Origin of the sequence: Micromonospora craniellae (genome assembly GCF_014764405.1) — a bacterium.
GTDB classification, from domain to species: domain Bacteria; phylum Actinomycetota; class Actinomycetes; order Mycobacteriales; family Micromonosporaceae; genus Micromonospora; species Micromonospora craniellae.
This window is the reverse complement of record NZ_CP061725.1, coordinates 4700473-4724107: the sequence shown is the minus strand read 5'-3', so window position 1 is coordinate 4724107 and position 23635 is coordinate 4700473. Positions and strand designations below refer to the sequence as shown.

The following is a 23635-nucleotide window of genomic DNA, read 5'->3' as shown; positions in this document are numbered from 1 at the left end:
GCCAGGAGAAACGCCCCTATCCGCTGATCTTCGACCTGTCCCGGACCCACCTCGGCCCCACCGCGTCACCCGTGGCCAGCCGTACGCCGAGCCTGCGTCGCCCGGCGCTGCGGGGTGGCCGGCACCCCGGCGGGGCGGCGATCTTGGCGCACGTTCGGGATGGCAGCCGACCGCGTCGGCTTGCGGGGCGTGGGGGCGGGGCGCTGTACCTGTAGCCCGGCCGGCTGCACGAAGATCGATCGTCGGGCGACCGCGTCGCCCTTGGCGTCCAGTTGGTACACGTCGAGCCAGCACCACCCGTCATAAGTGATCCAGTCGAGAACCCGGATGACTCGGCACATGATCGGGTTGACGAACTGCACGCTGGCCGCGCGGGTCACGTGCACCAGGTCGCCGGCCTTCGGTAGCTGCGGGCTCATCGCGGATCACCGGCCAGCCGCCAAGCCAGCAGCCGGCAACGCGCTGCGGCGTAGCGCGGGCACCAGCCGTCCGGGCAACAGCGGTGACAGGGCTTTACTCGGTGGTCAGCGATCACGAACCAAGCCACCTTGATCAGGAACGGCACCTGGCGTACGTCGATCACGACTCACCGCCGGGCCAGTGCCCTCGGTTGATCGGGATGCGGTGGCGGGCTCGGCAGGGCAGTTCCCCGCCGCAGCGGCACACCCTGCGCCAGCGCTTCCAACTCCAGACCGGTCGGTGCCGGCGGGCCAGCGTCAGCGCGGTGGCTATCAGGTAGTCGTCATAGCGGATCCGGTTCATCAGCACTCCCGGCGGTCAGGCCACGGTGGACCGTCAGGGCGACGGGATCCACGCCGCCCTGACGGGGCTGACCTTCGTTTGCCGAACCAAGGGCAGCCACGAAGCAAACTACGTCACTATCTGACGTAGGTAAAGCCACAGCGCGTGATTGTCTTGCATCACTTGCTGACGATGGTTGGGTCATGGTCAGATGGCAGGGCCGAACCAAGGGAACGAAGCCATGCCCTCTGCACCTGCTGAATACCGACGCATTGCCGACGAACTGACCACGAAGATCAAGAGCGGTGAGCTCACGCCTGGGACGAAGCTGCCCAGCACGAGCGAGCTTGCCGACCAGTTCGGCGTCAGCGTGGCCACCGCCTACCGTGCCGTCTCGCTCCTTCATGACAGAGACCTTGTCGTGGGGCAGCCGGGAAGAGGCGTCTACGTGGCCGGCAAGGAGTAGCCGGGCAGCGGTCGGGGCCGCCCGCCACCAGGCAGACGGCCCCAATACCTCCGGTTCGCGGTCAGCCAGTATGGACACCACTGCTGTCGGGTTTTAGTCTCGACCTTTCGGTGGGTAGATCTACATGCGACGGAGCGTCACAATGATCGCTCCGGACTGCAGGGGGAACCATGTCTGTCGCTGTCGATGACCCAACTCCACTGCGTGGGGACCTGGATCAGAAGCAGTGCATGGAGACCCTTCAAGAGGCATATCTACACGCCGTAGCTGCGGCGGCCCGCTGCCCTCCCTGTCACGCTGATGTGAGACAGCCCGTCTACCAGGGGATACTCTTCCTGGACGGCCCTGAGGAGAGCACATCAGCATGACGTCGAGGCCCCATGAGAGTCTGGATCCGGACGCCCGGCCCCAGCGGCGGACATTCACCGCGGAGTTCAAGGCGAGGATTCTGGACGAGTACGAGTCGGCGCCGGATGCGGCGGCTCGCGGGGCGATTCTGCGCCGGGAACGGCTGTACGGTTCACACCTTCTCGACTGGCGCAAGGCGCGGGATGCCGGAGCCGCGGCCGGCCTGACGGACCGGCGGCAATCGGCTGCGCGGGCGGCGAAGAAGGCCGAGAACGCTGAACTTTCCCGTCTTCAGCGGGAGAACGCCCGCCTGCAGGCCGAGTTGAACAAGACCCAGACCGCGTTGTCGATCATGGGAAAAGCTCACGCGCTCTTGGAACTGCTCTCCGAGAGCGCGGATGCCGTGGCGATGCCGAACTCGTCCTCGCCGAGGCGCAGGCGGCGCTGACGCCGTTGTGGGGCATCGCGCCCGCGTGCCGGCTGACCGGCCTGTCGAGGGCGACGCTGTATCGCCGTAGTGCCCCGCCGCTGGTCTCCCGGCCACGGGCGCCGCGTAAGCCGCCGCCGTCCGCGCTGACCGAGCCTGAACGCCGGCAGGTCCTGGACCTGCTCAACAGCCCGCCATACGTGGATCTGGCCCCGGCGCAGGTGTGGGCCCGCGAACTCGACGAGGGCCGCTGGTGGTGCTCGGAGTCCACGATGTACCGGATCCTGCGGGCCGCCGGGCAGACCGGCGAACGCCGCAGCCAGGCCACCCATCCGGCCCGGACCAAACCCGAACTGGTCGCCGACGCCGCGAATCAGGTGTGGTCGTGGGACATCACGAAGCTGCGCGGCCCGGTCAAGGGCGTCTGGTTCCACCTTTACACGGTGATCGACATCTGGTCCCGCTACGTCGTCGGGCACATGGTCGCCGCCCACGAGGACGGCCAACTCGCCGAAGCGCTGATCGCCGACGCCGCCGCCCGCGAACGCGTGAACCCCGATCAGCTGACCGTGCACGCCGACCGCGGCGCCGCGATGACCAGCAAGACCGTCACCCAGCTGCTGACCGATCTCAAAATCGGCCGCAGCCACAGCCGGCCCAAGACCTCCAACGACAACCCGTACATCGAGGCCAGCTTCAAGACACTCAAGTACGACCCCACGTTCCCAGAGCGGTTCGGATCGATCCAGCACGCCCGACAGCACTGCGAAGCGTTCTACAGCTACTACAACCACGAACACCGGCACTCCGGGATCGGCCTGCACACCCCGGCATCGGTCCACCACGGCACCGCCGGACAGATCCGTGAACAGCGGCAACGCACCCTCGACGCCGCCTGGGCCGCACATCCCGAACGGTTCGGACGCCGCCGTCCCCAACCACCCCGGCTACCGGACCGGGCATGGATCAACAAACCCGACAACAGCCACCCGGAACAGGCCGTGACCTCGGCCGGAGCCCCTCTTCCACCAGCACAAAGCTAAACAAAATCAAGAAATTGTCTCAGTGCCGGGTAGACGGCGGGAGTCTCACCCGCCGTCCCCCACAGATCCGGACGTGAACCTCTCGACTCATCCGGCTCGTGCCGTTCGGTTGTCAGGTCGTGTACCGCAGCGTCCAGTGCGCGAACAGGCCGGGTTTTCGTTTTCGGACCTCTTGTAACCATGCACGCGTACGGGCTTGGCTGGGTTTGAGTCGCTTGTACTTCCACCTTGCCCAGCGCATCAGATGACGGTCGACGCGCTTGCCGATCGGGATGACCGCGCTCGGATAGAACGCGGTGAAGTAGTTCAGCCAACCACGTAGGGCTGGGTTCACTTCTTCCGCGAGATCGTTCAGGTTCCAGGTCGTGTGTCGATGTAACCGCCAGGACGCTACCTTGCGGCTCATATCGGTCAGCTTCCCCGGGGCCACCGCCGGCAGGAACCCTGTTCGCCGACGTTGCCGTATCTTGTCCCAGGCCTTACGGGGACGAAACGCGTACCCGCAGAACGCGAACGTCACCAGCTCATAGTTCAGCCGGCGGCGGTCGTCCTTGCAGTACACAATGCGCGTCTTATCAGGATGCAACTGCAACCCGATATCCGCAAACCGACGACCGATCGCCCGGCGCACATACTGTGCCTGACTTTCGGTCACGCAATGGACCACCACATCGTCCGCGAACCGCTCGAACCCGATCCGGGGAAACTCCCGGACCATCCAGGTATCGAAGCCGTAGTGCAGGAAGACGTTAGCGATCAACGGAGAGATCGGCCCGCCCTGCGGGGTTCCCTTTTCCCGATGAGCCAAAGTTCCGTCGGGCATCAGCATCGGCGCCTTGAGCCAGCGCTCCACATACAACATGACCCACGACTGGGTCGTATGCCGCGCCACCGCCTTAAGCATCAAATCCCACGGCACCGAGTCGAAGAAGGCCTTGACGTCCAGATCGACGACCCAGTCCCTCTCGAAGCACCGCTGCCGGCACGCCCGCACCGCGTCCACCGGTGACCGGCCGGGACGGTAGCCGTAGGAGTCGTCGTGGAACACTTTCTCCACCTCCGGCTCCAGCACCAGCACCGCCGCGGTCTGCGCCACCCGGTCAACCACGCTGGGAATGCCCAGAATCCTGACCCCACCCTTCTTCGGGATCTCCACCGCCCGGACCGGGCCGGGGAAATAGCTGCCCGACGACATACGGTTCCACAGCCGGTAGAGGTTGTCAGCCAACCTCGTTTCGAACTGTTCGATCGTCACTCCGTCGGCCCCGGCCGCTCCGCCATTACCTTTCACCTTCAACCACGCGGCCCAGATCAGCCGCTTTGGGATATCGTGCGACTTGCCTGTCAACCCTGGCTGACTCACGCGGTTCCTCCCTCACGGTTGACCGCACAAACCAGCCTGAACGACCCCGCCCCTTCGCTCCCCGACCCACTGCGATACGCAGGCGGTTCACAGCTACTACGGGCGAGTCCGCCAGCGGCCCCGCATCGGTACTCTGCTCCTCGCGGTCTCCTCCGCTTGGAGTCCTCCCTCTCGCCGCCGGTCAACCGACGGACAGTATCGGGGTCCGCCTTCACACGTTCCGTATGAGAGCCTGGACCGGGCTCATGCTGCCTATATGCCGGACACCACCTGGGCAGTAAGCGGATATCCCCCAGGCTCATCCCGAGACTCACCTCCGGCCTCGGTTCTGATGTCGTCTGACTGAGTTTCGACACGTCAACGGCAGAGAACTCGACGTTCATCGCTCATCTTCCCGGTCCATACCTGACGCGATCACAGTCACGCCTTCTCCAACGACGCTCAGGACGACGGTCTTCAGCCAACGCCCCTCGTGGTGGTTTGAAGCCTGCTTCCGCAAGCCGGCTCCGGAGGGCCAAACAACCTCCATCTCCCATACAGCACCGCAGTCCACGAGACCGTCATCAATCTTTGCCTCGCTTTCCACGTTCGTGTTCACAAGAGCTGATCTCAGCGACGCGAATGTGTTGATTGGTGCGACACGGGCGAAACTGTTGAGATCGGACGGTGCTGGAAGAGGACGCGGAGTCCTCGGTAGGTAGTTCTCACCACAAGATCACCTACACCATGAGGACTCCGCGTGATCGCCTATCGTGCCATGATCGATGTCCCCAGGGAACTCGTGCAGTACCTCGGCCGGCTGCTGGCCGCCGAACGCCGAGCCCGCGGAACCCGGCGTGACACCCGCGCCCTGACCTGCTTCCACCAGGCACTTCTCGTGCTCATCTGGTTCCGCAAAGCCGAGGACCTGACCCTGCTGGCCGCCGGATTCGGGATCTCCCGGGCCACCGCCTACCGCTACCGCGACGAGGGCGTAGCCGTACTCGCCGCCCAGGCGACCGACCTGCACACCGCTCTGCGTCGGGCCGCCGCCGACGGCTGGTCCCACGTGATCCTCGACGGCAAACTGTTCGACTGCGACCGGCTCACCGAGACCACCCTGTCCGTCAAGGGCGAGACCATCGACGCCTGGTATTCGGGAAAGCACCGCGACTTCGGCGCGAACATCCAAGCCGTCATGCGCCCGGACGGGCTACCGATCTGGACATCGGCGGCGATGCCCGGGCATCTGCATGACACCAGCTGCGCCCGCGAACTCGGCGTCACCGCCGCCCTGAACTGGTCCGCCGCCGAACTCGACCTGCCCGCCCTGGCCGACTCCGGCTACGAAAGCACAGGCCACGGCATCAAGACCCCGATCAAGCAGCCCACCGACGGCAGCCGCCTCGCGCCCGACAACCGCGCCTACAACCGACTGCTCCGCGGCCTGCGATGGCAAGGCGAACGCGGCTTCGCCATCCTGATCGGACGCTGGAAGACGCTCCGCCACACGAACATCAGCCCACGCCGAATCGGCGACATCGTCGCCGCCGCATTACACCTGACCCACTTCGAATACAAATACCTATCCGAATCTTGTTGAGATAACTTCAGTTGACTTGACAGGTTCCGCTGCTCCCTCTCGAAGCCCAATCGGGATCGAGGGATTGACTGGAAGATCAGCCATCAATCGACCGAGCATCTTCACGACTTCGAGGTGGATCTCCGGGTCCAACTGAAGAGCACATATCAGGTCGCGCCGGCAAGCGATCTGGATTCGATTCCGATCTCGTTGCCGAACAGTCAGCTAGCTCGCCTGGCGCACTCGCCCGTCATCACTTCAACAATCTTGATAGCCATGCTGGTGCCTCGCGACATCGGACAGTGGATCGAGGTAGGTTCCAACCACATGATGCTCCGCCACTGTTGCTATTGGCGGAACCTCGAAGGACACCCGATTACCGGCAGGGACGAGACGGTAGTTAGGGTTCCCACATCTCAGGTCTTTGACGAGTTCGCTCTCTGCGACATCATGCGGCGCATCGGAGCCGGTGGTCGAGCATGACCATCCCGACGGACGCCGTGGCGCTGGATGGCTCGTGGATCAGCCCGAGCCAGACCGTAGCGTATCTACAGCGCCAGGGCTGGACGATCCGTGGCGGGCGCGAAGGGTTGTACCTGCGACTAGCTCCACCGACCGTCGGTCAGAGTGTTGTGGTTCCGTTGGACGTGGGGCATGCCGACTTTCGGAATCTGCTGACCGACGCAGTCGCGACCGTCGGGGACATCTCCGGTCTAGATTATGAGCGGATGCTCACCAGGCTTGACGTGGGCATAGGCGATCTGGTCCGATTCCGCAAGGAGATGCCTACGCCACACGGAACGATTCCCTGGTCATCCGGTCAATCATTGATCGCCTCGTCTACTCGATTGCTTGAAGCGGCTGCCAAGGCTCAACGGGAGAAGACCCAGTATTTCGGAAACAAGCATTGGACCTCCGCCAAGGCGTACATGAACAGTGTCCGCATGGGACAGACGGAGATAGGCAGCTATGTCGTTACGGCGCTAACTCCCGTAGGCGACATTGCTGGTATAGACGTACCGCTGCCGGGCTTCGGCGAGGCCCTGACGGGCCGTCAGGTTACGCGCACGTTGGTATCGAGCTTGGAAGCCACCCGGGAGGCAACAGACCAGTTCAACCGCACATCATCCAGTGCCGCCTTTGATGAAGCAGTCCAGTACGGGGTCTCATATGAGCTGACGCAGGCCCTAGCTCGGCTTGTCGCCAACTCAGACGGGGCCGAGGTCGGCGTGGAGTGGCGGGACTGGCGGGAAGATGCACCCGGTCCGACCTACGTCCAGTTCGAGCCATCGGATGTCGTTGCTCTTGAGAGCGCCAGTACCCGGTTCGCCCGGACTGAGCCTTCAGTCGGCGTCACAGCACTCGGGACGGTGACCCTGCTCGACCGGCCTAGGCCAGGCACTGCGGGCGTGATCCGCTTGAACGTCATCGAGGGTTCGCAAGCCAAGAAGCTCCGGGTCCGGCTACCTGAAGAGCTGTACGACCAAGCGATCCAGGCTTTCCGAGAGGGGCTTGCGATGCGCCTGTCTGGCCGGCAGGAAAAGGAGGGGCGGCTGTACTGGCTGTACGACCCACGAGGGATCGACCTCGTTGAGGTCCCCTCGGCGGTGGAGCCCGACCCTGCCGAGCAAGACAGCGATGACGACCTCGATCAGCCTCTGTTCTAGGCGTCCCTGTTCAAGCCCTCGGGGCCGCCCACCAGCGGCGGGCGGCCCCGAGTCACCTGCTCATCACGCGAGGCGGATGAGCTCCCACGTCACGGCCTGACCGTTGTACGGCGGCATGACGTTGCCCTTCGCGATGGGGGCCGTCGTGGACGGAGTGCCCACGACCTTCCAGACACCGCTCTCCGGGCAACGCTCACCCGTCCGCGCCCGCGTTCCGACTGCTGCCGTCACGGCAACACCTCCTCATAACGTTTGCGCCAAACGCCGAGAAGGACCAATCGCCCACACGGGACGACTGAAGCCTGTTACCGTAGCCGCCTCACGCCAATGAGAACGGACCCCGGCTCGACGTCCAGACCTACGGTCACGGAACGTCCGCGCTCGGGGTCTGTCTTTTGCGCAGGCACCTCACGTTGACGTGCCGAGATCAGAGTCTAGGCGACCGTACGACGCTGATCTTGAGGTCACGTAGAGCAATGTGGACCGACCCCCTCGCTGCCCACATCTTAGGATTTCCCTGAATCGATCATCCAGCTTTTGGACACATGTTCTAACTATGCCCATGGATGCATTTCGCGGGCCGCACTCTTTTGCCAGCGCCATGACCAGCACTAATGCCCACTGTGGAGGCGACTCCGACGCAGCCTCGCACGATGGAGTCGCCCCGTACCCCTGAGTAACTTTGCAAGACTGGAGCCGATCAAGAAAAGTTTTTCAAATTTACTCCCCGTTCACCCGACTGGACTGGGATCGCTCCCACGACTATAGCAGTGATGATCTTGCGGGTTCACCCGAGAAGTCGAACTCCTCCGCCAGCGGACCTCAGCCGCCGCTCGACCCATAAACCGGCGGTTCGGGTTCACCGATCGCCCGTGCGGCTTCGTATTCGGCCCTGGCTTGCCGCTCGTAGGGCGTGGGGCGGCAGGGATCGTGCTCGCTGCTGTACAGCGGGTCGCCCCGCCGCGCGGCGGCTGCCGCCAACTGCCGGTCACGCTCCGGCCCGGTCAGCGCCTCGTACCGCTCGGGGTCGCTGGTCCTGATGGCTTCCAGTTCGGCGGGTGTCACAGCTCCTCCGTCCACGGGCGCGGGACGGTGGTGAGCTCAGTGCCGTCGGCCAGGCGCAGGTCGACGTACTCGCGAACAGCTCTGTCCGAGTCGGCGCCGATCTTCATTCCGGAGATCTGGGCCGTCACGACCTGGCCTGCCGAGTAGCTGCGGCCGGGCCAGCGGTTGAGCCGCTCCGCCTGCGCTGCGGTCAGCGTGTGCTGTACCTGCTTCCCGAGCTGCGCCCGGACGTGCTCCCCGACGATCTGCGGGAAGGCGGCGATGAACTCCTGGATCATCTCGTTGGTGTCCATTAGGCAGCCACCGCCCAACGGCCCTGCTGACCGGCCGTGCCCTGCGGCACGTTCTGGACGAAGTGGATGCCGGGACCGCGCAGGCTCACCCGCAGGTCCACGGTCCCGTCGCCGTACTCGTGGACGATTTCGGCCGGGAGGGTCGTGCCGGCAGCCGGGTCGGGGACGCCGGGGAACTGGGTCACTCCGGTCGACGCCCCGCGCATCCGGACGTACTGCGCCTGCGTGGCGTCGAAGGTGTAGTGGACGACATCACCGAGCATTGCCTATCTCCTGTCTCGTTGGACGTGCCCTCATCGGGGCGTGGAGGCCGCAGGTAGCGGCATGCATTGAAAGCGATGGATGAACTAGGGTCGTCCAACGATCTTTTCCGCGCAGCAAGAAGGCCGCCCACCAGCGGCGGACGGCCTCGATGCCAACCCTTCGGGCGCTAGCCCGCCCTGCGCCTGCGGTACGCGGCCAGGTCAACGACTCCGCCCGCTGTAGTCGACGATGCGGGCTGAAGGGGTGCCGGGGTGGCTGCGGCTACCTGCTGGCGAGCCGTGGCCCTCAGCTCGGCGAACGCGGCCGACACGTCGCTGCCCTGGTGGTCGAGGACGTGCCCGTACACCTTCAGCGTGACGGACGGGTCGGCGTGCCCGAGCCGCTTGGCCGTACGGACCGCGTCCCCGGTCAGCAGGAGGTACGCGCTGGCGTGGTAGTGCCGCAGGTCGTGGAACCGCACGCCGAGGAGCCCGAGCCCGTCCACGGTCGGTCGCCATACCCGGTTATTCCATGCGTTGTGCCGGTACGGCGTATCCCCGTCACCGAACACGTAGTCATCCGGCCTCATGCCTTCGACGTGGGCGGCGAGGCGGCGGCACAGGTCGGCGTTCAGTCCGTCCACGGTGCGGAGCCCGGCCTTGCTCTTGGGCGTACCGATCCGCATCTCCCCGTTGACCTCCTGCGCGGTGGCCTCCACCTTCAGCCGGCGACCGGTCGTGTCCAGGTACCGCACCCGCAGCCCCGCGAGCTCGCCCGCCCGGCAGCCGCTCTCCACGGCAAGTTCGACCAGCAACCGCCAGCGGTCCGGCCGACTCCCCCGCGCGTCCGGCATCGCGGCGATGATGCGCTCCACGTCCGGCGGCTGTAGAACGACCGTCCCCCGCTTGGCGCGGAGCTTCGGCTTGGTCACCTCGCGCGCCGGGTTGGCCCGCAGGTAGCCACTCTTGATACCTACGGCATCGACAACCCGGCGGACGTACGCGCCGAAGACGTGACCGTGGCTGGGCCGCGCCGGGTTCCGGCTGGCGCACGACGGCCAGGCCGCCGAGGTGCGGTTGCGTCTCTACGGGCTGCACCAGGCGTCCAACGCGCTGGCCGCCGCCACCGTCGCCCTCGGGTTGGTCACCCGATCGAGGCGGTAGCCGAGGCGGTGTCACAGGCCGAGGCAGTGTCGCCGGGACGGATGCAGGTCCGCACCCGCGCCGACGGGGTGACCGTCATCAACGACGCCTACAACGCCGCGCCCGACGCGATGCGGGCCGCGCTGCGCGCCTTGAAGGCGATGGCCGGAAACGGCCGGCGGGCGGTCGCGGTGCTCGGGGAGATGGCCGACCTGGGCGAGCACGCCGCCCAGGTACACCGCGAGATCGGGCAGCAGGTGGCCGAACTCGGGGCCGGGTGGCTCGTAGCCATCGGCGGAGCCGACGCCGGGCAATACGCGGACGCCGCCGCCGGCACCGGCACGACGGTGGACCGGGCGGCAAACGTAGCCGAGGCGTGGGAGCTGCTACGCGACGGCTTGCGGCCGGGCGACGTGGTGTTGGTCAAAGCAGCCGACAGCGCCGGGCTCCTCGCGCTCGCGGACAAGCTGAACGAGGAACCCGGCGCTGTCACCGCCCAGGCGTAGAGGTCACGCGGACAACGCGACCTCGGACCGGCTGCTCAGGGCGTCCAGGATCGCCGGGCCGTAGCCGGTGACGTCACCGGTTCCCATGGTCAGCACCACATCACCGCGGCCGGCCATCCGACCGAGGATCCGGGCGGCGTGGTCGGGACCGAGCGGCAGGCAGTAGTCACCGTCACGCAACCGCCCCAGGATGGCCGTGCCGTCCGCGACCGGTCGACCCTCCGGCACGGTGCCGTGCACGTCGAGCAGCAGCACGTAGTCGGCCTTCTCCGCCAGGACCCCACCGATTCGGTTCCCGAAGGCCAGGACCCGGGCGTGTCCGGAGGGCTGGAACACCACGAACACCCGACCCCGCGCCAGGGTCCGCGCGGCGTCCAGGTCGGCGGCGATCTCGTTCGGGTGGTCGGCGTACGAGTCGATCAGCGTCACCCCGGAGCGGGTGTCGATGTGCTCGAACCGGCGGCGCACCCCGCCGAACGTGCACGCCGCGCCGGCCACTTCGGCGGGGTCGAGCCCGAGCGCCACCGCGCACGCCACGGCCGCCACCGCGTTGTCCAGGTGGTGCGTGGCCGGTCGCGGCAGGGTCACCCCGACCTCGACGCCGTTGGGCATCCGCACCGACCCCGACACGCTCCACCCCTCGGCGTGCACGTCCAGCAGCCGCACGTCCGCCGCCCGGTCGCGGCCGTAGCGCAGCACCGTCAGATCGGGCCGCTCGGCGGCGATGACATCGGCGGCCACGATCGCGCCCACGCAATCGGCATTGACGATCAGGAACCCGTGCGGTGCGATCCGCGCCCCGAACCCGACGTAGGCGCGCAGCACGTCGGCGTGGTCGGTGAAGTTCTCCGGGTGGTCGTCGGTCACGTTGGTGATGACCGCGATCGACGGGGCCAGGAAGTGGAACGACCGGTCCGACTCGTCCGCCTCCACGACCAGCAGCCGGGACGCGCCGAGGTGGGCGCCCGAGCTTGGCCCGTTCAGATCGGCCCCGATGAGGTACGTCGGGTCCTGCCCGAGGGTGCGCAGGATGTGCGCGAGCATGCCGGCCGTCGTGGACTTGCCGTGCGACCCGGACACCGCCACCAGCCGCCGCCCGGCGGCCAGCTTGTCCAGAACCTGCGCCCGGTGCACCACCGGGATGCCGGCGGAACGCGCCGCGTCGACCTCCGGCGCGTTCTGCGCAACGGTCGTGTAGACGACGCACGACGCGCCCTCGATGTGCGCCGCGTCGTGGCCCACCTGCACCCGGACGCCGGCCGCGCGCAGAGTCGCCAGGGTGGCCGAGTCGTGGATGTCGCTGCCGCTGACCTGGTGGCCCAGCTCGGCCAGCAGTCGAGCCAGGCCGGACATCGCGCAGCCGCCAACGCCGGGCGGGACAGGTCCAGCGGGCCGGTGTACGCCTCGATGGTCGGGTTACCAGTGATCGTGTCGGTCATGGTGCCGTGTCTCCTTCGGTGTAACAGATGACGAGTTGGTGCCATGAGCGGACGTGCTGGAGGAGTTGGCTCCTTTCACTCGTGCGATTCCTTACGCGCGGCCGAGCTGGCCTCGGGTCACCACCTCGGCCGCGCGGGTCCAATCGATCTGCGCCGGCCCGCTCGCTGGCTCGGCCTCGGAAGGCGGGAGAACGAAGCCAGAAGCCGAGTAGGTAGGCCACATTGGCGCAGGAGAAGGCCGGCGCCCCTTGCGCGCGGTGCGGCAGGTTGGGCAGGCACATGGCCGACCGCCAGGGAAGCGGCGCGACCGGTGCGGGCGGTGCCTGGGACGGACCAGGTCATCGTCGTCATCCATGAGAAGGGGCCGGCTCGGCAGCGGTCCGTGGCGCAGCGCCGAAGTAGTGCGGTCCGCCCACCCGTCGTGCGCCGATCAACTCCGGACGCGTCGCCCCGGGACCCGGCGCGGTAGACGCAGCGCGATGCGGAACACCCGCACGGCGCTGTCACGGACAGAGCACGACCCGAGCGACCCGCAGCCGATGCACCGCCCATCTGCACTCGATACCGCGTGCCGGTTCAGCTCGGCTTGCGCGATGTCGACCTGACCACCACCGAGGTAAGTCGTCACGTGATCTGCCTCCAAGGGGGTGGGGCACGCCGCGTGGATCCATCCACGCTGATCACACGGCGTGCCCCGCCCATCGCCCACCACCACGGCGCGCACCGCTCGTAGCAATGGGGAGCCCGTTGCGGTCTCCGGTTATGCAAGACGGAGGCGATATGGCCTAATGTGCACCAGGTTGGCCGCTGTCTTACGTACCTATAGCGAATCGCAAACCACAGCCCGTAGGTACGCTGTGACGCACGTCGAAGCGGTGAACGTGGTGAAAGATCGACTAAGGCGGGGGGCGCTGTGCCGCAACCAGGACCCGGCAACGCCAAGCTCGCAGCCGTCATCGCGGAAGCAGGCATGTCCCATGCTGAGGTTGCACGAGCGCTGGTCCGCGTCGCCCAAGAGAGCAACGCCAACGAGTTCGTCGGAGTGGGCCGCTCCCACGTCTCACACTGGATCGCTGGCTCCAAGCCCTCAGGCCGCGCACCTGTGCTGCTCTGTGAAGCGCTGTCTCGAAAGCTCGGTCGGGTTGTCACTCTTGACGAGATCGGGTTGCCCGGCCAACCGCTGTCCTCAGCGGACATGCTCGGTTGGCAGGTCGATACGCTGTCAGCGCTAACCGAACTCGGGAGAGTCGACGTGGACGCTGAACGCAGACGCGTTCTCAGCACTGCCGCCTACTCGCTCGCCGCGCTGGCGCTGCCGTCCGATCGCTGGTGGACGCACATGGCCGAGCGCGGCCAGACACGCGGCGCAGCAGCTGGCCGGCACGTCAGCAAGGGCGACGTCGAGGCAGTGATCGACATGGTCTCGCTGTTCTCACGCGTCGACCAACGGCGAGGTGGCGGACACGCCCGCTCGGCAGTCGTCCAGTACCTCACCTCCGACGTGGCGACCTACCTACGCGGACGGTACGCCGACGAAAATCTCAGACGTGACATGTTCACCGCTGCCAGCGAACTGGCCTACCTGGCGGGTTGGATGGCATTCGACAACGGCGAACACAACGTCGGCCAGCACTATTTCAACGTGGCAGTGAAGCTGGCCGCCGAAGCCGATAACCCGGCGATGGCAGGCCACGTCCTACGTGCCATGGCGCACCAGGCCGTCGACCTCGGGCACCACAAGCACGCTCTCGACCTGGCGGCGGCTTCCGTCGACGGTAAGCGCTACGAGTCCGCGTCCCCAAGAGAGCGCGCACTACTCGGCGTTGTCTACGCTCGCGCGCTCGCGGTGAACGGCGAGAAACAACGCTCCGCCCGCGCGCTACTCCGTGCTGAGGATGACCTCTCCTCCGCCAGCCAAGGCGACGACGAACCCGGGAGGGTCTTCTTCTTCGCGGAAGCCAGCCTGGCTCACGAGACCGCCTGCGCACTTCGCGATACGGGCGACTTGGCGGGCGCGGCGAGACACTTCCGCCGCAGCGTGAGGACCCGGAAAGCCTCGGCCTTCACGCGCACCCATGCAGTCACCCTCGGATACATGGGAGCAGTGCAGGCACGACAGGGCGAGATCGAGGAAGCCTGCGGGACGTGGTCCCGCGCGCTGGACGCGATGGACGGCGTCCGCTCGGGCCGTACACGCCAAGTTGCCGTCGACATGCGCGCCATCCTTGCCCCCTACACGCGCCGCAACATCCGAGCAGTCCGAGACATCGACACGCGAGCGAAGAGCTACCTGGCAACGTTCGCCTAAACAGCAACCCCGAAGACCGGAGGCCGCGATGACAGCCGAAAGATTCACCGTCGAACCCATTGCGCACGTCGTAGGCGGGCGAACCGAGCCGACCGACGACTACTGGGGCGGCAGCCGAGCGATCGTCCGAATCGATGGCGAACGCTTCTCGCCGGCTGCCACCAAAGGGCTTGATGAGTTCTCTCACCTAGAAATCGTCTTCCGCTTCCACCTCACAGATCCTACCGATCTGCATCTTGGTGCTCGCCGCCCGAGAGACAACCCCGAGTGGCCCGAGGTAGGCATCTTCGGCCACCGCAACATGCGCCGCATCAACTGGCTAGGCGTATCCCGGTGCCGCCTCATCAAAGTTGACGGTCTTGACCTTCACGTTGAGGATCTGGATGCGGTAAGCGGCACCCCCGTCTTTGACATCAAGCCTTGGTTCTCGGAATTCGGCCCGCGAGGGGAAGTTCGCCAAGCCGACTGGACAACTCAGATGTTGGGACTCTACTTTTCGCCGCCGATCGAGAATCAGAAATAGCGAACATCTGAAGGACGACATATTCGGGTGGGCAGACCACTTCGATCTGCCACTTCACCCGAAAGCTAATCGCTAGGGCCAGCACTCGACTGGCTGTCGACATGACTCGCAGCCGTCGAATTGAAATGGAAACGCAACCTACCTGCCGAGCATTTGTAAGTCCCAGGGCGGGTTAACGAACGGCCAGGGAGGTCTCGTACCGGAGTTCAAGGTCGAGGCCGAAGCTGAGGATCCTACACTTGCTGATCTCTGCTCGATGTATTGGGCTACTGCCGGGTAGACGGCGGGAGTCTCACCCGCCGTCCCCCACAGATCCGGACGTGAACCTCTCGACTCATCCGGCTCGTGCCGTTCGGTTGTCAGGTCGTGTACCGCAGCGTCCAGTGCGCGAACAGGCCGGGTTTTCGTTTTCGGACCTCTTGTAACCATGCACGCGTACGGGCTTGGCTGGGTTTGAGTCGCTTGTACTTCCACCTTGCCCAGCGCATCAGATGACGGTCGACGCGCTTGCCGATCGGGATGACCGCGCTCGGATAGAACGCGGTGAAGTAGTTCAGCCAACCACGTAGGGCTGGGTTCACTTCTTCCGCGAGATCGTTCAGGTTCCAGGTCGTGTGTCGATGTAACCGCCAGGACGCTACCTTGCGGCTCATATCGGTCAGCTTCCCCGGGGCCACCGCCGGCAGGAACCCTGTTCGCCGACGTTGCCGTATCTTGTCCCAGGCCTTACGGGGACGAAACGCGTACCCGCAGAACGCGAACGTCACCAGCTCATAGTTCAGCCGGCGGCGGTCGTCCTTGCAGTACACAATGCGCGTCTTATCAGGATGCAACTGCAACCCGATATCCGCAAACCGACGACCGATCGCCCGGCGCACATACTGTGCCTGACTTTCGGTCACGCAATGGACCACCACATCGTCCGCGAACCGCTCGAACCCGATCCGGGGAAACTCCCGGACCATCCAGGTATCGAAGCCGTAGTGCAGGAAGACGTTAGCGATCAACGGAGAGATCGGCCCGCCCTGCGGGGTTCCCTTTTCCCGATGAGCCAAAGTTCCGTCGGGCATCAGCATCGGCGCCTTGAGCCAGCGCTCCACATACAACATGACCCACGACTGGGTCGTATGCCGCGCCACCGCCTTAAGCATCAAATCCCACGGCACCGAGTCGAAGAAGGCCTTGACGTCCAGATCGACGACCCAGTCCCTCTCGAAGCACCGCTGCCGGCACGCCCGCACCGCGTCCACCGGTGACCGGCCGGGACGGTAGCCGTAGGAGTCGTCGTGGAACACTTTCTCCACCTCCGGCTCCAGCACCAGCACCGCCGCGGTCTGCGCCACCCGGTCAACCACGCTGGGAATGCCCAGAATCCTGACCCCACCCTTCTTCGGGATCTCCACCGCCCGGACCGGGCCGGGGAAATAGCTGCCCGACGACATACGGTTCCACAGCCGGTAGAGGTTGTCAGCCAACCTCGTTTCGAACTGTTCGATCGTCACTCCGTCGGCCCCGGCCGCTCCGCCATTACCTTTCACCTTCAACCACGCGGCCCAGATCAGCCGCTTTGGGATATCGTGCGACTTGCCTGTCAACCCTGGCTGACTCACGCGGTTCCTCCCTCACGGTTGACCGCACAAACCAGCCTGAACGACCCCGCCCCTTCGCTCCCCGACCCACTGCGATACGCAGGCGGTTCACAGCTACTACGGGCGAGTCCGCCAGCGGCCCCGCATCGGTACTCTGCTCCTCGCGGTCTCCTCCGCTTGGAGTCCTCCCTCTCGCCGCCGGTCAACCGACGGACAGTATCGGGGTCCGCCTTCACACGTTCCGTATGAGAGCCTGGACCGGGCTCATGCTGCCTATATGCCGGACACCACCTGGGCAGTAAGCGGATATCCCCCAGGCTCATCCCGAGACTCACCTCCGGCCTCGGTTCTGATGTCGTCTGACTGAGTTTCGACACGTCAACGGCAGAGAACTCGACGTTCATCGCTCATCTTCCCGGTCCATACCTGACGCGATCACAGTCACGCCTTCTCCAACGACGCTCAGGACGACGGTCTTCAGCCAACGCCCCTCGTGGTGGTTTGAAGCCTGCTTCCGCAAGCCGGCTCCGGAGGGCCAAACAACCTCCATCTCCCATACAGCACCGCAGTCCACGAGACCGTCATCAATCTTTGCCTCGCTTTCCACGTTCGTGTTCACAAGAGCTGATCTCAGCGACGCGAATGTGTTGATTGGTGCGACACGGGCGAAACTGTTGAGATCGGACGGTGCTGGAAGAGGACGCGGAGTCCTCGGTAGGTAGTTCTCACCACAAGATCACCTACACCATGAGGACTCCGCGTGATCGCCTATCGTGCCATGATCGATGTCCCCAGGGAACTCGTGCAGTACCTCGGCCGGCTGCTGGCCGCCGAACGCCGAGCCCGCGGAACCCGGCGTGACACCCGCGCCCTGACCTGCTTCCACCAGGCACTTCTCGTGCTCATCTGGTTCCGCAAAGCCGAGGACCTGACCCTGCTGGCCGCCGGATTCGGGATCTCCCGGGCCACCGCCTACCGCTACCGCGACGAGGGCGTAGCCGTACTCGCCGCCCAGGCGACCGACCTGCACACCGCTCTGCGTCGGGCCGCCGCCGACGGCTGGTCCCACGTGATCCTCGACGGCAAACTGTTCGACTGCGACCGGCTCACCGAGACCACCCTGTCCGTCAAGGGCGAGACCATCGACGCCTGGTATTCGGGAAAGCACCGCGACTTCGGCGCGAACATCCAAGCCGTCATGCGCCCGGATGGGCTACCGATCTGGACATCGGCGGCGATGCCCGGGCATCTGCATGACACCAGCTGCGCCCGCGAACTCGGCGTCACCGCCGCCCTGAACTGGTCCGCCGCCGAACTCGACCTGCCCGCCCTGGCCGAGTAAGCATTCAGGGCCACTCCATGACGTAGCCGTTGGTGGCAGTGTGTGATGGGTGGTGGCGGTCGTTGCTCGTGGTGGGTTAGCCGGGTGCCCAGGCGGGTGGTGTCCAGGGTCGGCCGAGGATGGCGTCGCGGATGGCGGTCATGACATCCGCGCCGTGTTTGGTCACTGTGGAGACGTAACCGCGGATGGCGTAGCGGTGTTCGGTGACCTTCTCGCTGGTGAGCCGTCCGGAGATCTTCTGCTGGGTCTTCGCGGGCCGTAGGTCGCGTTCGGCCTGGTTCGACGTGGGTGGGATGCGCAGGTCGGTGGTGAATCGCAGGATGTCGGCTTCTCGGTCGTGGAGGTCTTCCAGCAGTGCCCGGTGTTTCGGCTGTTTACGGCCGTCCACCCGGGCGACCTCCTTGAGCCCGATCCGCACGCCGTGCCGGTAGGCGTCGATCAGCGGGCCGGCGATGTGTTCGCCGATCGCGGGCAGGTTCTGTGCGCGGGCGAGGTTCGCGGCGTGGACGAGTCCCTGTAGCGCCTGGCGGATCTGGATCGGCCAGTGCGCGTCGGGGTAGGTCTCGGCGGCGTCCTGACAGTCGCGGATCAGGTGGGCTACGCAGAGTTGGTGGACCAGGTGGGCGAAGATCTTCGCGTCGTAGTTCTGGTAACGGTCGTGCACGACCACCCCGGTCAGGTCCGGCAGGACGAACACCTTGAACGTGTCGAGGCTGCGGTCACCGAGCAGGTACCAGGTGTAGAGGCGGGTGCAGGCGACCAGAAGGTACTTCTTGACCTTGCGGGCACCGACCCGGATCGGGGTCTCGTCGCAGGAGACCACATGCGCGAGGGCGATCAGCGTGCGGATGATCCGGTTCGACTCGGCCACCCCCGCCGCGGCCCGGCCGATCAACGCGTGGACGAACCCGTCCGACGGACGCGAGCCGGTCAACGCGGCGACCAGGTCAGCGCACCGGGCCACCGGAATCGCGTGCACCACCATCAGATAGACGCACCACGCCTGAAGATTCGGCCCGTACGAGACGCCTGCGTCCGGCACCCCCTCGGGGCGGGCCGCCACGTGCATCGCCCCGCACCCGCAGCGCACCGCGTGCCGATCATGCTGGGTGACCGTCGCCGTCATCGCCGGCACATCGACCTGCTGATGCGAGGCGTAAACCCCCAGATCAGCCGCCGATGCCAGATCCGATCCGCATCCACACGGCCCGCCCGGAAAATGATCCACAATGCCGTCCGGAAACGGTGACCAGGACAGCTGCGCACCCGGCGCACCCCGCTGCTTACCCCGCGACCGCTTACCAGCACCGGCTGCCGGCACCGGCGTGGACACCTCCGCCGGCGGCGTCCGTCCCGGATCATCATCCTTCGACGGCGGCATCCCCGAGTTCCCACTGTTACGCGACACCAGGCGTTCCAACCGCGCGACCCGATCAGTCAACTCCCGGTTCGCCTGGGTCAACTGTTCCACCTGAACGATCAGCCGTCGCGTGAGTCCGATCAACTCCTCGCGCGACAACTCCTCCAAGCCCGGCACCCACCGATCACAACACATCGATCGCACCCGGCCGCGCATCGACACACCGTCAAGATCGACCCAGCCCGTCAATCACAGACAGCCACTCACGGCCACCACCCGGAGTGGCCCTGAATGTTTACTGGAAGACGCTCCGCCACACGAACATCAGCCCACGCCGAATCGGCGACATCGTCGCCGCCGCATTACACCTGACCCACTTCGAATACAAATACCTATCCGAATCTTGTTGAGATAACTTCACTGAAGACGACGGCTCCCTCTCATTCACAGTGAAAGAATTATCAGAGCGCTTTGAACAGCCCGCACATAAGATCAGCAAGACCGTCTCAGAATCTTGCTATGCCCGCTCGTCCAGCAAGGCTTGCGTCGTCCTCGACGTAGGCGAACCCGACGTCATGAAAACGGGTCAAGGCATCGACGACTTCGGAGCGGTGGGCGCGGTCCAGCGCAATGACCAGGCATTTTGATCTCGAATCGCGGATTAGAAACTGTGTGTATAGCCTGTGTGTATAGCGGCCCGGACGCCACTGGACTCCGGCGGGCACGGGAGGACCGCGAGAGACGGAGGCTGTGACGTGAGACGACAGACGCTGACCGGTACGGCGGTCGCCGCGCTGGCGACCGTGGTGGCGCTCGGCATCACACCCGCCCAGGCAAACCCACGGACCGAGGCACCCGCCGCCGGTACGGGCATCGCGTGGGAGCCGTGTGCCGACGAGCCGGAGGCGGAGTGCGGCAGCGTGACCGTACCCGTCGACTGGTCCGAACCGGACGGGCCGACGATCGACATCGCGCTGGCCCGGCGTGCCGCCACGGACCCGACCGCGCGGATCGGCACGATCCTCACCAACCCCGGCGGACCGGGTGCCTCGGGGTTGCAGGACGCCATCCTCGGCGGCATCGGCGGCAGCTTCAGTGACGAGGTACGCCGCCGCTTCGACGTGGTGGGCTTCGATCCTCGGGGCGTGGGCGGCAGCGACCCGATCCGGTGTCAGGTGCCGGAGGGCCCGGAGCCGGAGCTGTTCCCCACCACCGCCGAGGAGTTCGACGGCCTGCGCGCCTGGACCCGGGCGTACGGCGAGAGTTGCCGGGAGCACAGCGGCCCGCACGTGGACTTCCTCGACAGCCGGACCGTCGCCCGCGACATGGACGCGATCCGGGCCGCGCTCGGCGAGAAGAAGTTGACCTTCTACGGCAACTCGTACGCCACGATGATGGGCCAGCAGTACGCCACGCTGTTCCCGCAGCGGGTGCGGGCGATGGTGCTCGACAGCACGATGGACCACAGCGCGGCCACCACCTGGGAGTTCCTGCGCAGCGAGACGAAGGCGACGCAGGACAGCTTCGACCGGTACGTCGAGTGGTGCCGCAGCTCGACCGAGTGTGCGCTGCACGGCCAGGATGCCCGCACGGTCTTCCGGGACCTGTACGCCAAGGCCGAACGCGGTGAGCTGGTCGACCCGGGCAGCTCGCGGACGATGAGCCCGACCGATCTGCTGGACGACATCCAGTGGACGTTCCTCGGCCCGTACTGGACGCAGTTGTCGGAGCGGCTGGTGAGCCTGTCGGCGGGCGAGCCCGGCCCCACGACGGACGCCGCCCGCCCGACGACGGCGCGGACGGCGATCACAGAGCAAGAGCCGGAGCAAGAGCCGGGGCAGGAGCCGGTCGAGGATCCGAGCCTCGCCATCTTCTGCCAGGACTGGCGGTTGCCGGTGCGGGACGTCGAGCAACTGCGGGCGTACCAGGACCGGCTGGCCGAGGTGGCACCGGAGATGAAGGTCAACCTCCAGGCGTGGGGCTCGACGATGGCCTGCCTGGGCTGGCCGACCGAGGTCCGCAACCCGCAGGCGCCGCTGCGGTGGAAGGGCGTGCCGCCGGTGCTGGTGCTCAACAGCCGGTACGACCCGGTCACGCCGCACGAGTGGGCTCGGAACGTGGCCCGTCAGTCGGGTGCGACCCTGCTGACCTACGACGGCGCGGGGCACGGGGTCTACTCGTTCGGCAGCGACTGCGTCGGTGACGCCACCACGCGGTACCTGATCCACGTCAAGACGCCGCCACCGGGCACCCGGTGCCCGGCCGTGGAGCAGTGACCGGCGTCTTGACCTGAATCAGACGTGAGGTTTTATGTTCCTCCTCCATCCGTTCTGCACTCGGAGGAAGACCCAGGGCGTTCGCAAGGTCGAGGTATGTCCGTTCTAGGTGAGTCCGAGTATTTGTAGGGATCGGTATGGATCTCGGCTGTTTCGGCGCAGGGTTGCTGCGATCGAGGTGGCGCCGTTGAGGCGGAGGAGGCTGATCGCGGTGTTGCGAAGGGTGGCCAGGGCGCGAGGCGCGTTGCCTGTGCGTAGCCGGCTGGCGTCCTCGCGGTAGGTGGTGTCGCGAATATGGTGAAGGACCTCGATGGCCCAGTGTCCGCGTAGCCAGTCGGCCAGGTCAGCGGGACCGGCCGCGGCTGCGGTCAGGCTGGTGATCGCGTACACGGTGACGGTGGACCAACGTCCGGTGGCCGGGTTGTGTCGGCGGCGCCGGATACGCAGGGCCTGGGCCGCGTGTGGGAAGTCCAGCGCGAGCGGCCCCAGACAGGTGACCGCCTGCAACTCCCGGATGTCGTAGCGGCCGTGCCCGCGCTCACGGGTGGCGTCCAGGGCGGGGATCTTCCCCCAGGGCAGGGCCTTGACCTGTCGGTAGAGCCGTGGCTGATTGCGCTTGACGACGAAGACGTATCCGGCGTGTTTGTCCTCGACCAGCCAGCGGGCATGCTCGCGCTGGGTGTGCAGCGCGTCCGCCGTGATGACCGCCCCGGCCAGGTCCAGACCGTCGAGCAACGGCTGGAACCGGCTGATCTCATTCGTCTTCCCATTAACGTCGATCTGCGCCAGGACGATCTGCTCGGCCTGGTCCAACGCGGCCAGCAGGTGCGCCTGAGACCCGGCCGGGCCGCTGCCACGCAGCGTCTTGCCGTCAACGGCGATCACCCGCCGACCCCGCCCGGTCACACCGGCCCGGCCGAGCAGCCAGCGACACACCGCGGCATCCAACGCGTCGGCGTCGATGCCGGCCAGCACCCGGCCCAGCGTGCCGTCATCAGGCACCCGCCGGGCCCCGGTCAAGGCGTCGCGGGCCGCGCCGAGACGGTCCCACACCGCGTCCGGCAGATCCGCAGCCCACTCGACGATCTCCACGACCCGGCTGGATCCCGAGAGCACCGCCGCGATCGCCATCGCGAGCAGCCCCGGCAGCGCATAGATCCGACCCCGGGCATCACGCGGGTCCGGCACCTCGGCAAGGACCTGCAGCAACCCCGGCGTGTCCCGCTCCGACAACGGCGACACGCCACCCAGGCGTGCGGACAACCCGCCGATCAACAATGATGCTTCCACGAGCGCGGTCTTCCTCGATCATCCAGTCTAGACACCTGAATGATCACCAGAAGGCCGCGCTCTCTCACGTACCCGCCGGAACCGGCGTGACTACCCCACAATCGGCAATCCGGTCATCTCACTACCTTGCGAACGCCCTGGAGGAAGACCCATGACGACGGAACAGCTCTCCGACACCGAGCTCGCCGCGCAGCCCGCCGCCTACTGGACGGGCGTCGCGTACACGTCGCTGATCACGTTCACCCGTGCCCGGCACGTCGAGCTCGGCTTCACGCAGCCGCAGTTCTGGCTGCTGCGCAACCTCTCCGTGCACGACCTGCGGCCGGACGGCAGCGGGATGACGGTGCCCGAACTCGAACAGGCGATGAGTTCGTACCTGCGCCCCGAGGACGATCTGGACTCCGAGGCGAGAGTGTTGCAGGAGCGCGGGTGGCTGACCCGGGACGGTGACGGACGGCTGTGGATCACCGACGCGGGCGAGGAGGCGCGCGTCAGCCTCAAGCAGCACGCACCGTCGATCCGCGCCCGCATCCATGAGGGCATCGACGACGCGGACTACGTGGCGGCCCTCAAGGTGCTCCGCCAGTTGATCCGCAACACCGGCGGCGCGGTGGACTGACAGCCACGTCGTAGTGTTGCCGGC

23 protein-coding genes and 1 pseudogene are annotated in these 23635 nt (G+C 66.3%); 13 read left to right on the top strand and 11 right to left on the bottom strand.

Annotated elements, in window-relative coordinates; translation table 11 throughout:
• Window positions 1-65: 65 nt before the first annotated feature.
• Together ID554_RS21475 and ID554_RS21470 are read right to left on the bottom strand one after the other, a co-directional pair.
• On the bottom strand, window positions 66-419 hold the full coding sequence (locus ID554_RS21475) for a hypothetical protein (protein WP_082377268.1): 354 nt from the start codon (window positions 417-419) through the stop codon (window positions 66-68).
• Window positions 420-579: 160 nt separating this feature from the next.
• Window positions 580-762 carry a hypothetical protein gene (locus tag ID554_RS21470; RefSeq protein WP_117230956.1) on the bottom strand — a complete coding sequence of 61 codons (183 nt, stop codon included), beginning with the start codon at window positions 760-762 and terminating at the stop codon, window positions 580-582.
• A gap of 220 nt (window positions 763-982) precedes the next feature.
• Here ID554_RS21470 and ID554_RS21465 point away from each other — a divergent pair, with 220 nt between their 5' ends.
• The 3 genes from ID554_RS21465 (at window position 983) to ID554_RS21455 (ending at window position 3025) form a co-directional block, all read left to right on the top strand.
• Window positions 983-1207 (top strand): GntR family transcriptional regulator, encoded by a 225-nt coding sequence (locus ID554_RS21465; protein WP_117230943.1) that lies wholly within the window; start codon window positions 983-985, stop codon window positions 1205-1207.
• Between the two features lie 364 nt (window positions 1208-1571).
• Complete coding sequence (locus tag ID554_RS21460; RefSeq protein WP_113974894.1) at window positions 1572-2003, top strand: transposase; 432 nt, start codon at window positions 1572-1574, stop codon at window positions 2001-2003.
• A gap of 5 nt (window positions 2004-2008) precedes the next feature.
• Window positions 2009-3025 carry an IS3 family transposase gene (locus ID554_RS21455; RefSeq protein WP_113974893.1) on the top strand — a complete coding sequence of 339 codons (1017 nt, stop codon included), beginning with the start codon at window positions 2009-2011 and terminating at the stop codon, window positions 3023-3025.
• Window positions 3026-3137: 112 nt separating this feature from the next.
• Here ID554_RS21455 and ltrA (ID554_RS21450) read toward each other — a convergent pair whose 3' ends face one another.
• Window positions 3138-4388 (bottom strand): group II intron reverse transcriptase/maturase, encoded by a 1251-nt coding sequence (ltrA, locus tag ID554_RS21450; RefSeq protein ID WP_223884174.1) that lies wholly within the window; start codon window positions 4386-4388, stop codon window positions 3138-3140.
• A gap of 757 nt (window positions 4389-5145) precedes the next feature.
• On the opposite strand from ltrA (ID554_RS21450), the gene ID554_RS21445 reads away from it, so the two are divergent.
• From ID554_RS21445 to ID554_RS21435, 3 genes and pseudogenes are all read left to right on the top strand, one after another.
• Complete coding sequence (locus ID554_RS21445; protein WP_191088867.1) at window positions 5146-5970, top strand: transposase family protein; 825 nt, start codon at window positions 5146-5148, stop codon at window positions 5968-5970.
• 51 nt (window positions 5971-6021) lie between these two features.
• A pseudogene (locus tag ID554_RS33170) lies at window positions 6022-6432 on the top strand (DUF4365 domain-containing protein); the annotation flags it as partial.
• Complete coding sequence (locus ID554_RS21435; protein ID WP_117231231.1) at window positions 6429-7616, top strand: hypothetical protein; 1188 nt, start codon at window positions 6429-6431, stop codon at window positions 7614-7616. The pseudogene ID554_RS33170 and the gene ID554_RS21435, both read left to right, overlap by 4 nt.
• A gap of 822 nt (window positions 7617-8438) precedes the next feature.
• Here ID554_RS21435 and ID554_RS21430 read toward each other — a convergent pair.
• From ID554_RS21430 to ID554_RS21415, 4 genes are all read right to left on the bottom strand, one after another.
• A complete protein-coding gene (locus tag ID554_RS21430) occupies window positions 8439-8681 on the bottom strand; it encodes a hypothetical protein (RefSeq protein ID WP_117231232.1) in 243 nt (80 codons plus the stop codon).
• Window positions 8678-8974 carry a hypothetical protein gene (locus tag ID554_RS21425; protein WP_117231233.1) on the bottom strand — a complete coding sequence of 99 codons (297 nt, stop codon included), beginning with the start codon at window positions 8972-8974 and terminating at the stop codon, window positions 8678-8680. The genes ID554_RS21430 and ID554_RS21425 overlap by 4 nt, the downstream gene beginning before the upstream one ends.
• A complete protein-coding gene (locus tag ID554_RS21420) occupies window positions 8974-9237 on the bottom strand; it encodes an NUDIX hydrolase (RefSeq protein ID WP_117231234.1) in 264 nt (87 codons plus the stop codon). The genes ID554_RS21425 and ID554_RS21420 overlap by 1 nt, the downstream gene beginning before the upstream one ends.
• A gap of 167 nt (window positions 9238-9404) precedes the next feature.
• Window positions 9405-10148, bottom strand: coding sequence for a site-specific integrase (locus ID554_RS21415; protein WP_223884177.1), 744 nt, complete (start codon window positions 10146-10148; stop codon window positions 9405-9407).
• A 240-nt stretch (window positions 10149-10388) separates the two neighbouring features.
• Between ID554_RS21415 and ID554_RS21410 the strand changes: the two genes are divergently transcribed.
• Window positions 10389-10865: a glutamate ligase domain-containing protein gene (locus tag ID554_RS21410; RefSeq protein ID WP_223884176.1), complete on the top strand. Its 477-nt coding sequence runs from the start codon at window positions 10389-10391 to the stop codon at window positions 10863-10865.
• Window positions 10866-10868: 3 nt separating this feature from the next.
• Here ID554_RS21410 and ID554_RS21405 read toward each other — a convergent pair whose 3' ends face one another.
• Window positions 10869-12218, bottom strand: coding sequence for a UDP-N-acetylmuramate--L-alanine ligase (locus ID554_RS21405; protein ID WP_223884175.1), 1350 nt, complete (start codon window positions 12216-12218; stop codon window positions 10869-10871).
• A gap of 1056 nt (window positions 12219-13274) precedes the next feature.
• On the opposite strand from ID554_RS21405, the gene ID554_RS21400 reads away from it, so the two are divergent.
• Window positions 13275-14612 (top strand): tetratricopeptide repeat protein, encoded by a 1338-nt coding sequence (locus ID554_RS21400; RefSeq protein ID WP_191088597.1) that lies wholly within the window; start codon window positions 13275-13277, stop codon window positions 14610-14612.
• 28 nt (window positions 14613-14640) lie between these two features.
• Window positions 14641-15135 carry an SAM-dependent methyltransferase gene (locus ID554_RS21395; protein WP_117231236.1) on the top strand — a complete coding sequence of 165 codons (495 nt, stop codon included), beginning with the start codon at window positions 14641-14643 and terminating at the stop codon, window positions 15133-15135.
• A 359-nt stretch (window positions 15136-15494) separates the two neighbouring features.
• Here the strand turns inward: ID554_RS21395 and ltrA (ID554_RS21390) are convergent, their stop codons facing one another.
• A complete protein-coding gene (gene ltrA / locus ID554_RS21390; protein ID WP_223884174.1) occupies window positions 15495-16745 on the bottom strand; it encodes a group II intron reverse transcriptase/maturase in 1251 nt (416 codons plus the stop codon).
• A 739-nt stretch (window positions 16746-17484) separates the two neighbouring features.
• On the opposite strand from ltrA (ID554_RS21390), the gene ID554_RS21385 reads away from it, so the two are divergent.
• Entirely contained in the window at window positions 17485-18066 is a 582-nt protein-coding gene (locus ID554_RS21385) for a transposase family protein (RefSeq protein ID WP_223884173.1), read from the top strand.
• A gap of 76 nt (window positions 18067-18142) precedes the next feature.
• On the opposite strand, the gene tnpC is transcribed toward ID554_RS21385, so the two are convergent.
• Window positions 18143-19603 (bottom strand): IS66 family transposase, encoded by a 1461-nt coding sequence (tnpC, locus tag ID554_RS21380; protein WP_117231431.1) that lies wholly within the window; start codon window positions 19601-19603, stop codon window positions 18143-18145.
• A 104-nt stretch (window positions 19604-19707) separates the two neighbouring features.
• Between tnpC and ID554_RS32505 the strand changes: the two genes are divergently transcribed.
• Both ID554_RS32505 and ID554_RS21375 read left to right on the top strand, forming a co-directional pair.
• Window positions 19708-19836, top strand: coding sequence for a hypothetical protein (locus ID554_RS32505; RefSeq protein ID WP_263407299.1), 129 nt, complete (start codon window positions 19708-19710; stop codon window positions 19834-19836).
• 345 nt (window positions 19837-20181) lie between these two features.
• The gene (locus tag ID554_RS21375; RefSeq protein WP_117231401.1) at window positions 20182-21702 is read left to right on the top strand and encodes an alpha/beta hydrolase; all 1521 of its coding nucleotides are present in this window, start codon (window positions 20182-20184) and stop codon (window positions 21700-21702) included.
• A gap of 105 nt (window positions 21703-21807) precedes the next feature.
• Here the strand turns inward: ID554_RS21375 and ID554_RS21370 are convergent, their stop codons facing one another.
• Window positions 21808-22965 carry an ISAs1 family transposase gene (locus ID554_RS21370; RefSeq protein ID WP_117230052.1) on the bottom strand — a complete coding sequence of 386 codons (1158 nt, stop codon included), beginning with the start codon at window positions 22963-22965 and terminating at the stop codon, window positions 21808-21810.
• Window positions 22966-23143: 178 nt separating this feature from the next.
• On the opposite strand from ID554_RS21370, the gene ID554_RS21365 reads away from it, so the two are divergent.
• On the top strand, window positions 23144-23611 hold the full coding sequence (locus tag ID554_RS21365) for a MarR family winged helix-turn-helix transcriptional regulator (RefSeq protein WP_117231430.1): 468 nt from the start codon (window positions 23144-23146) through the stop codon (window positions 23609-23611).
• The last annotated feature ends 24 nt before the right edge of the window (window positions 23612-23635 follow it).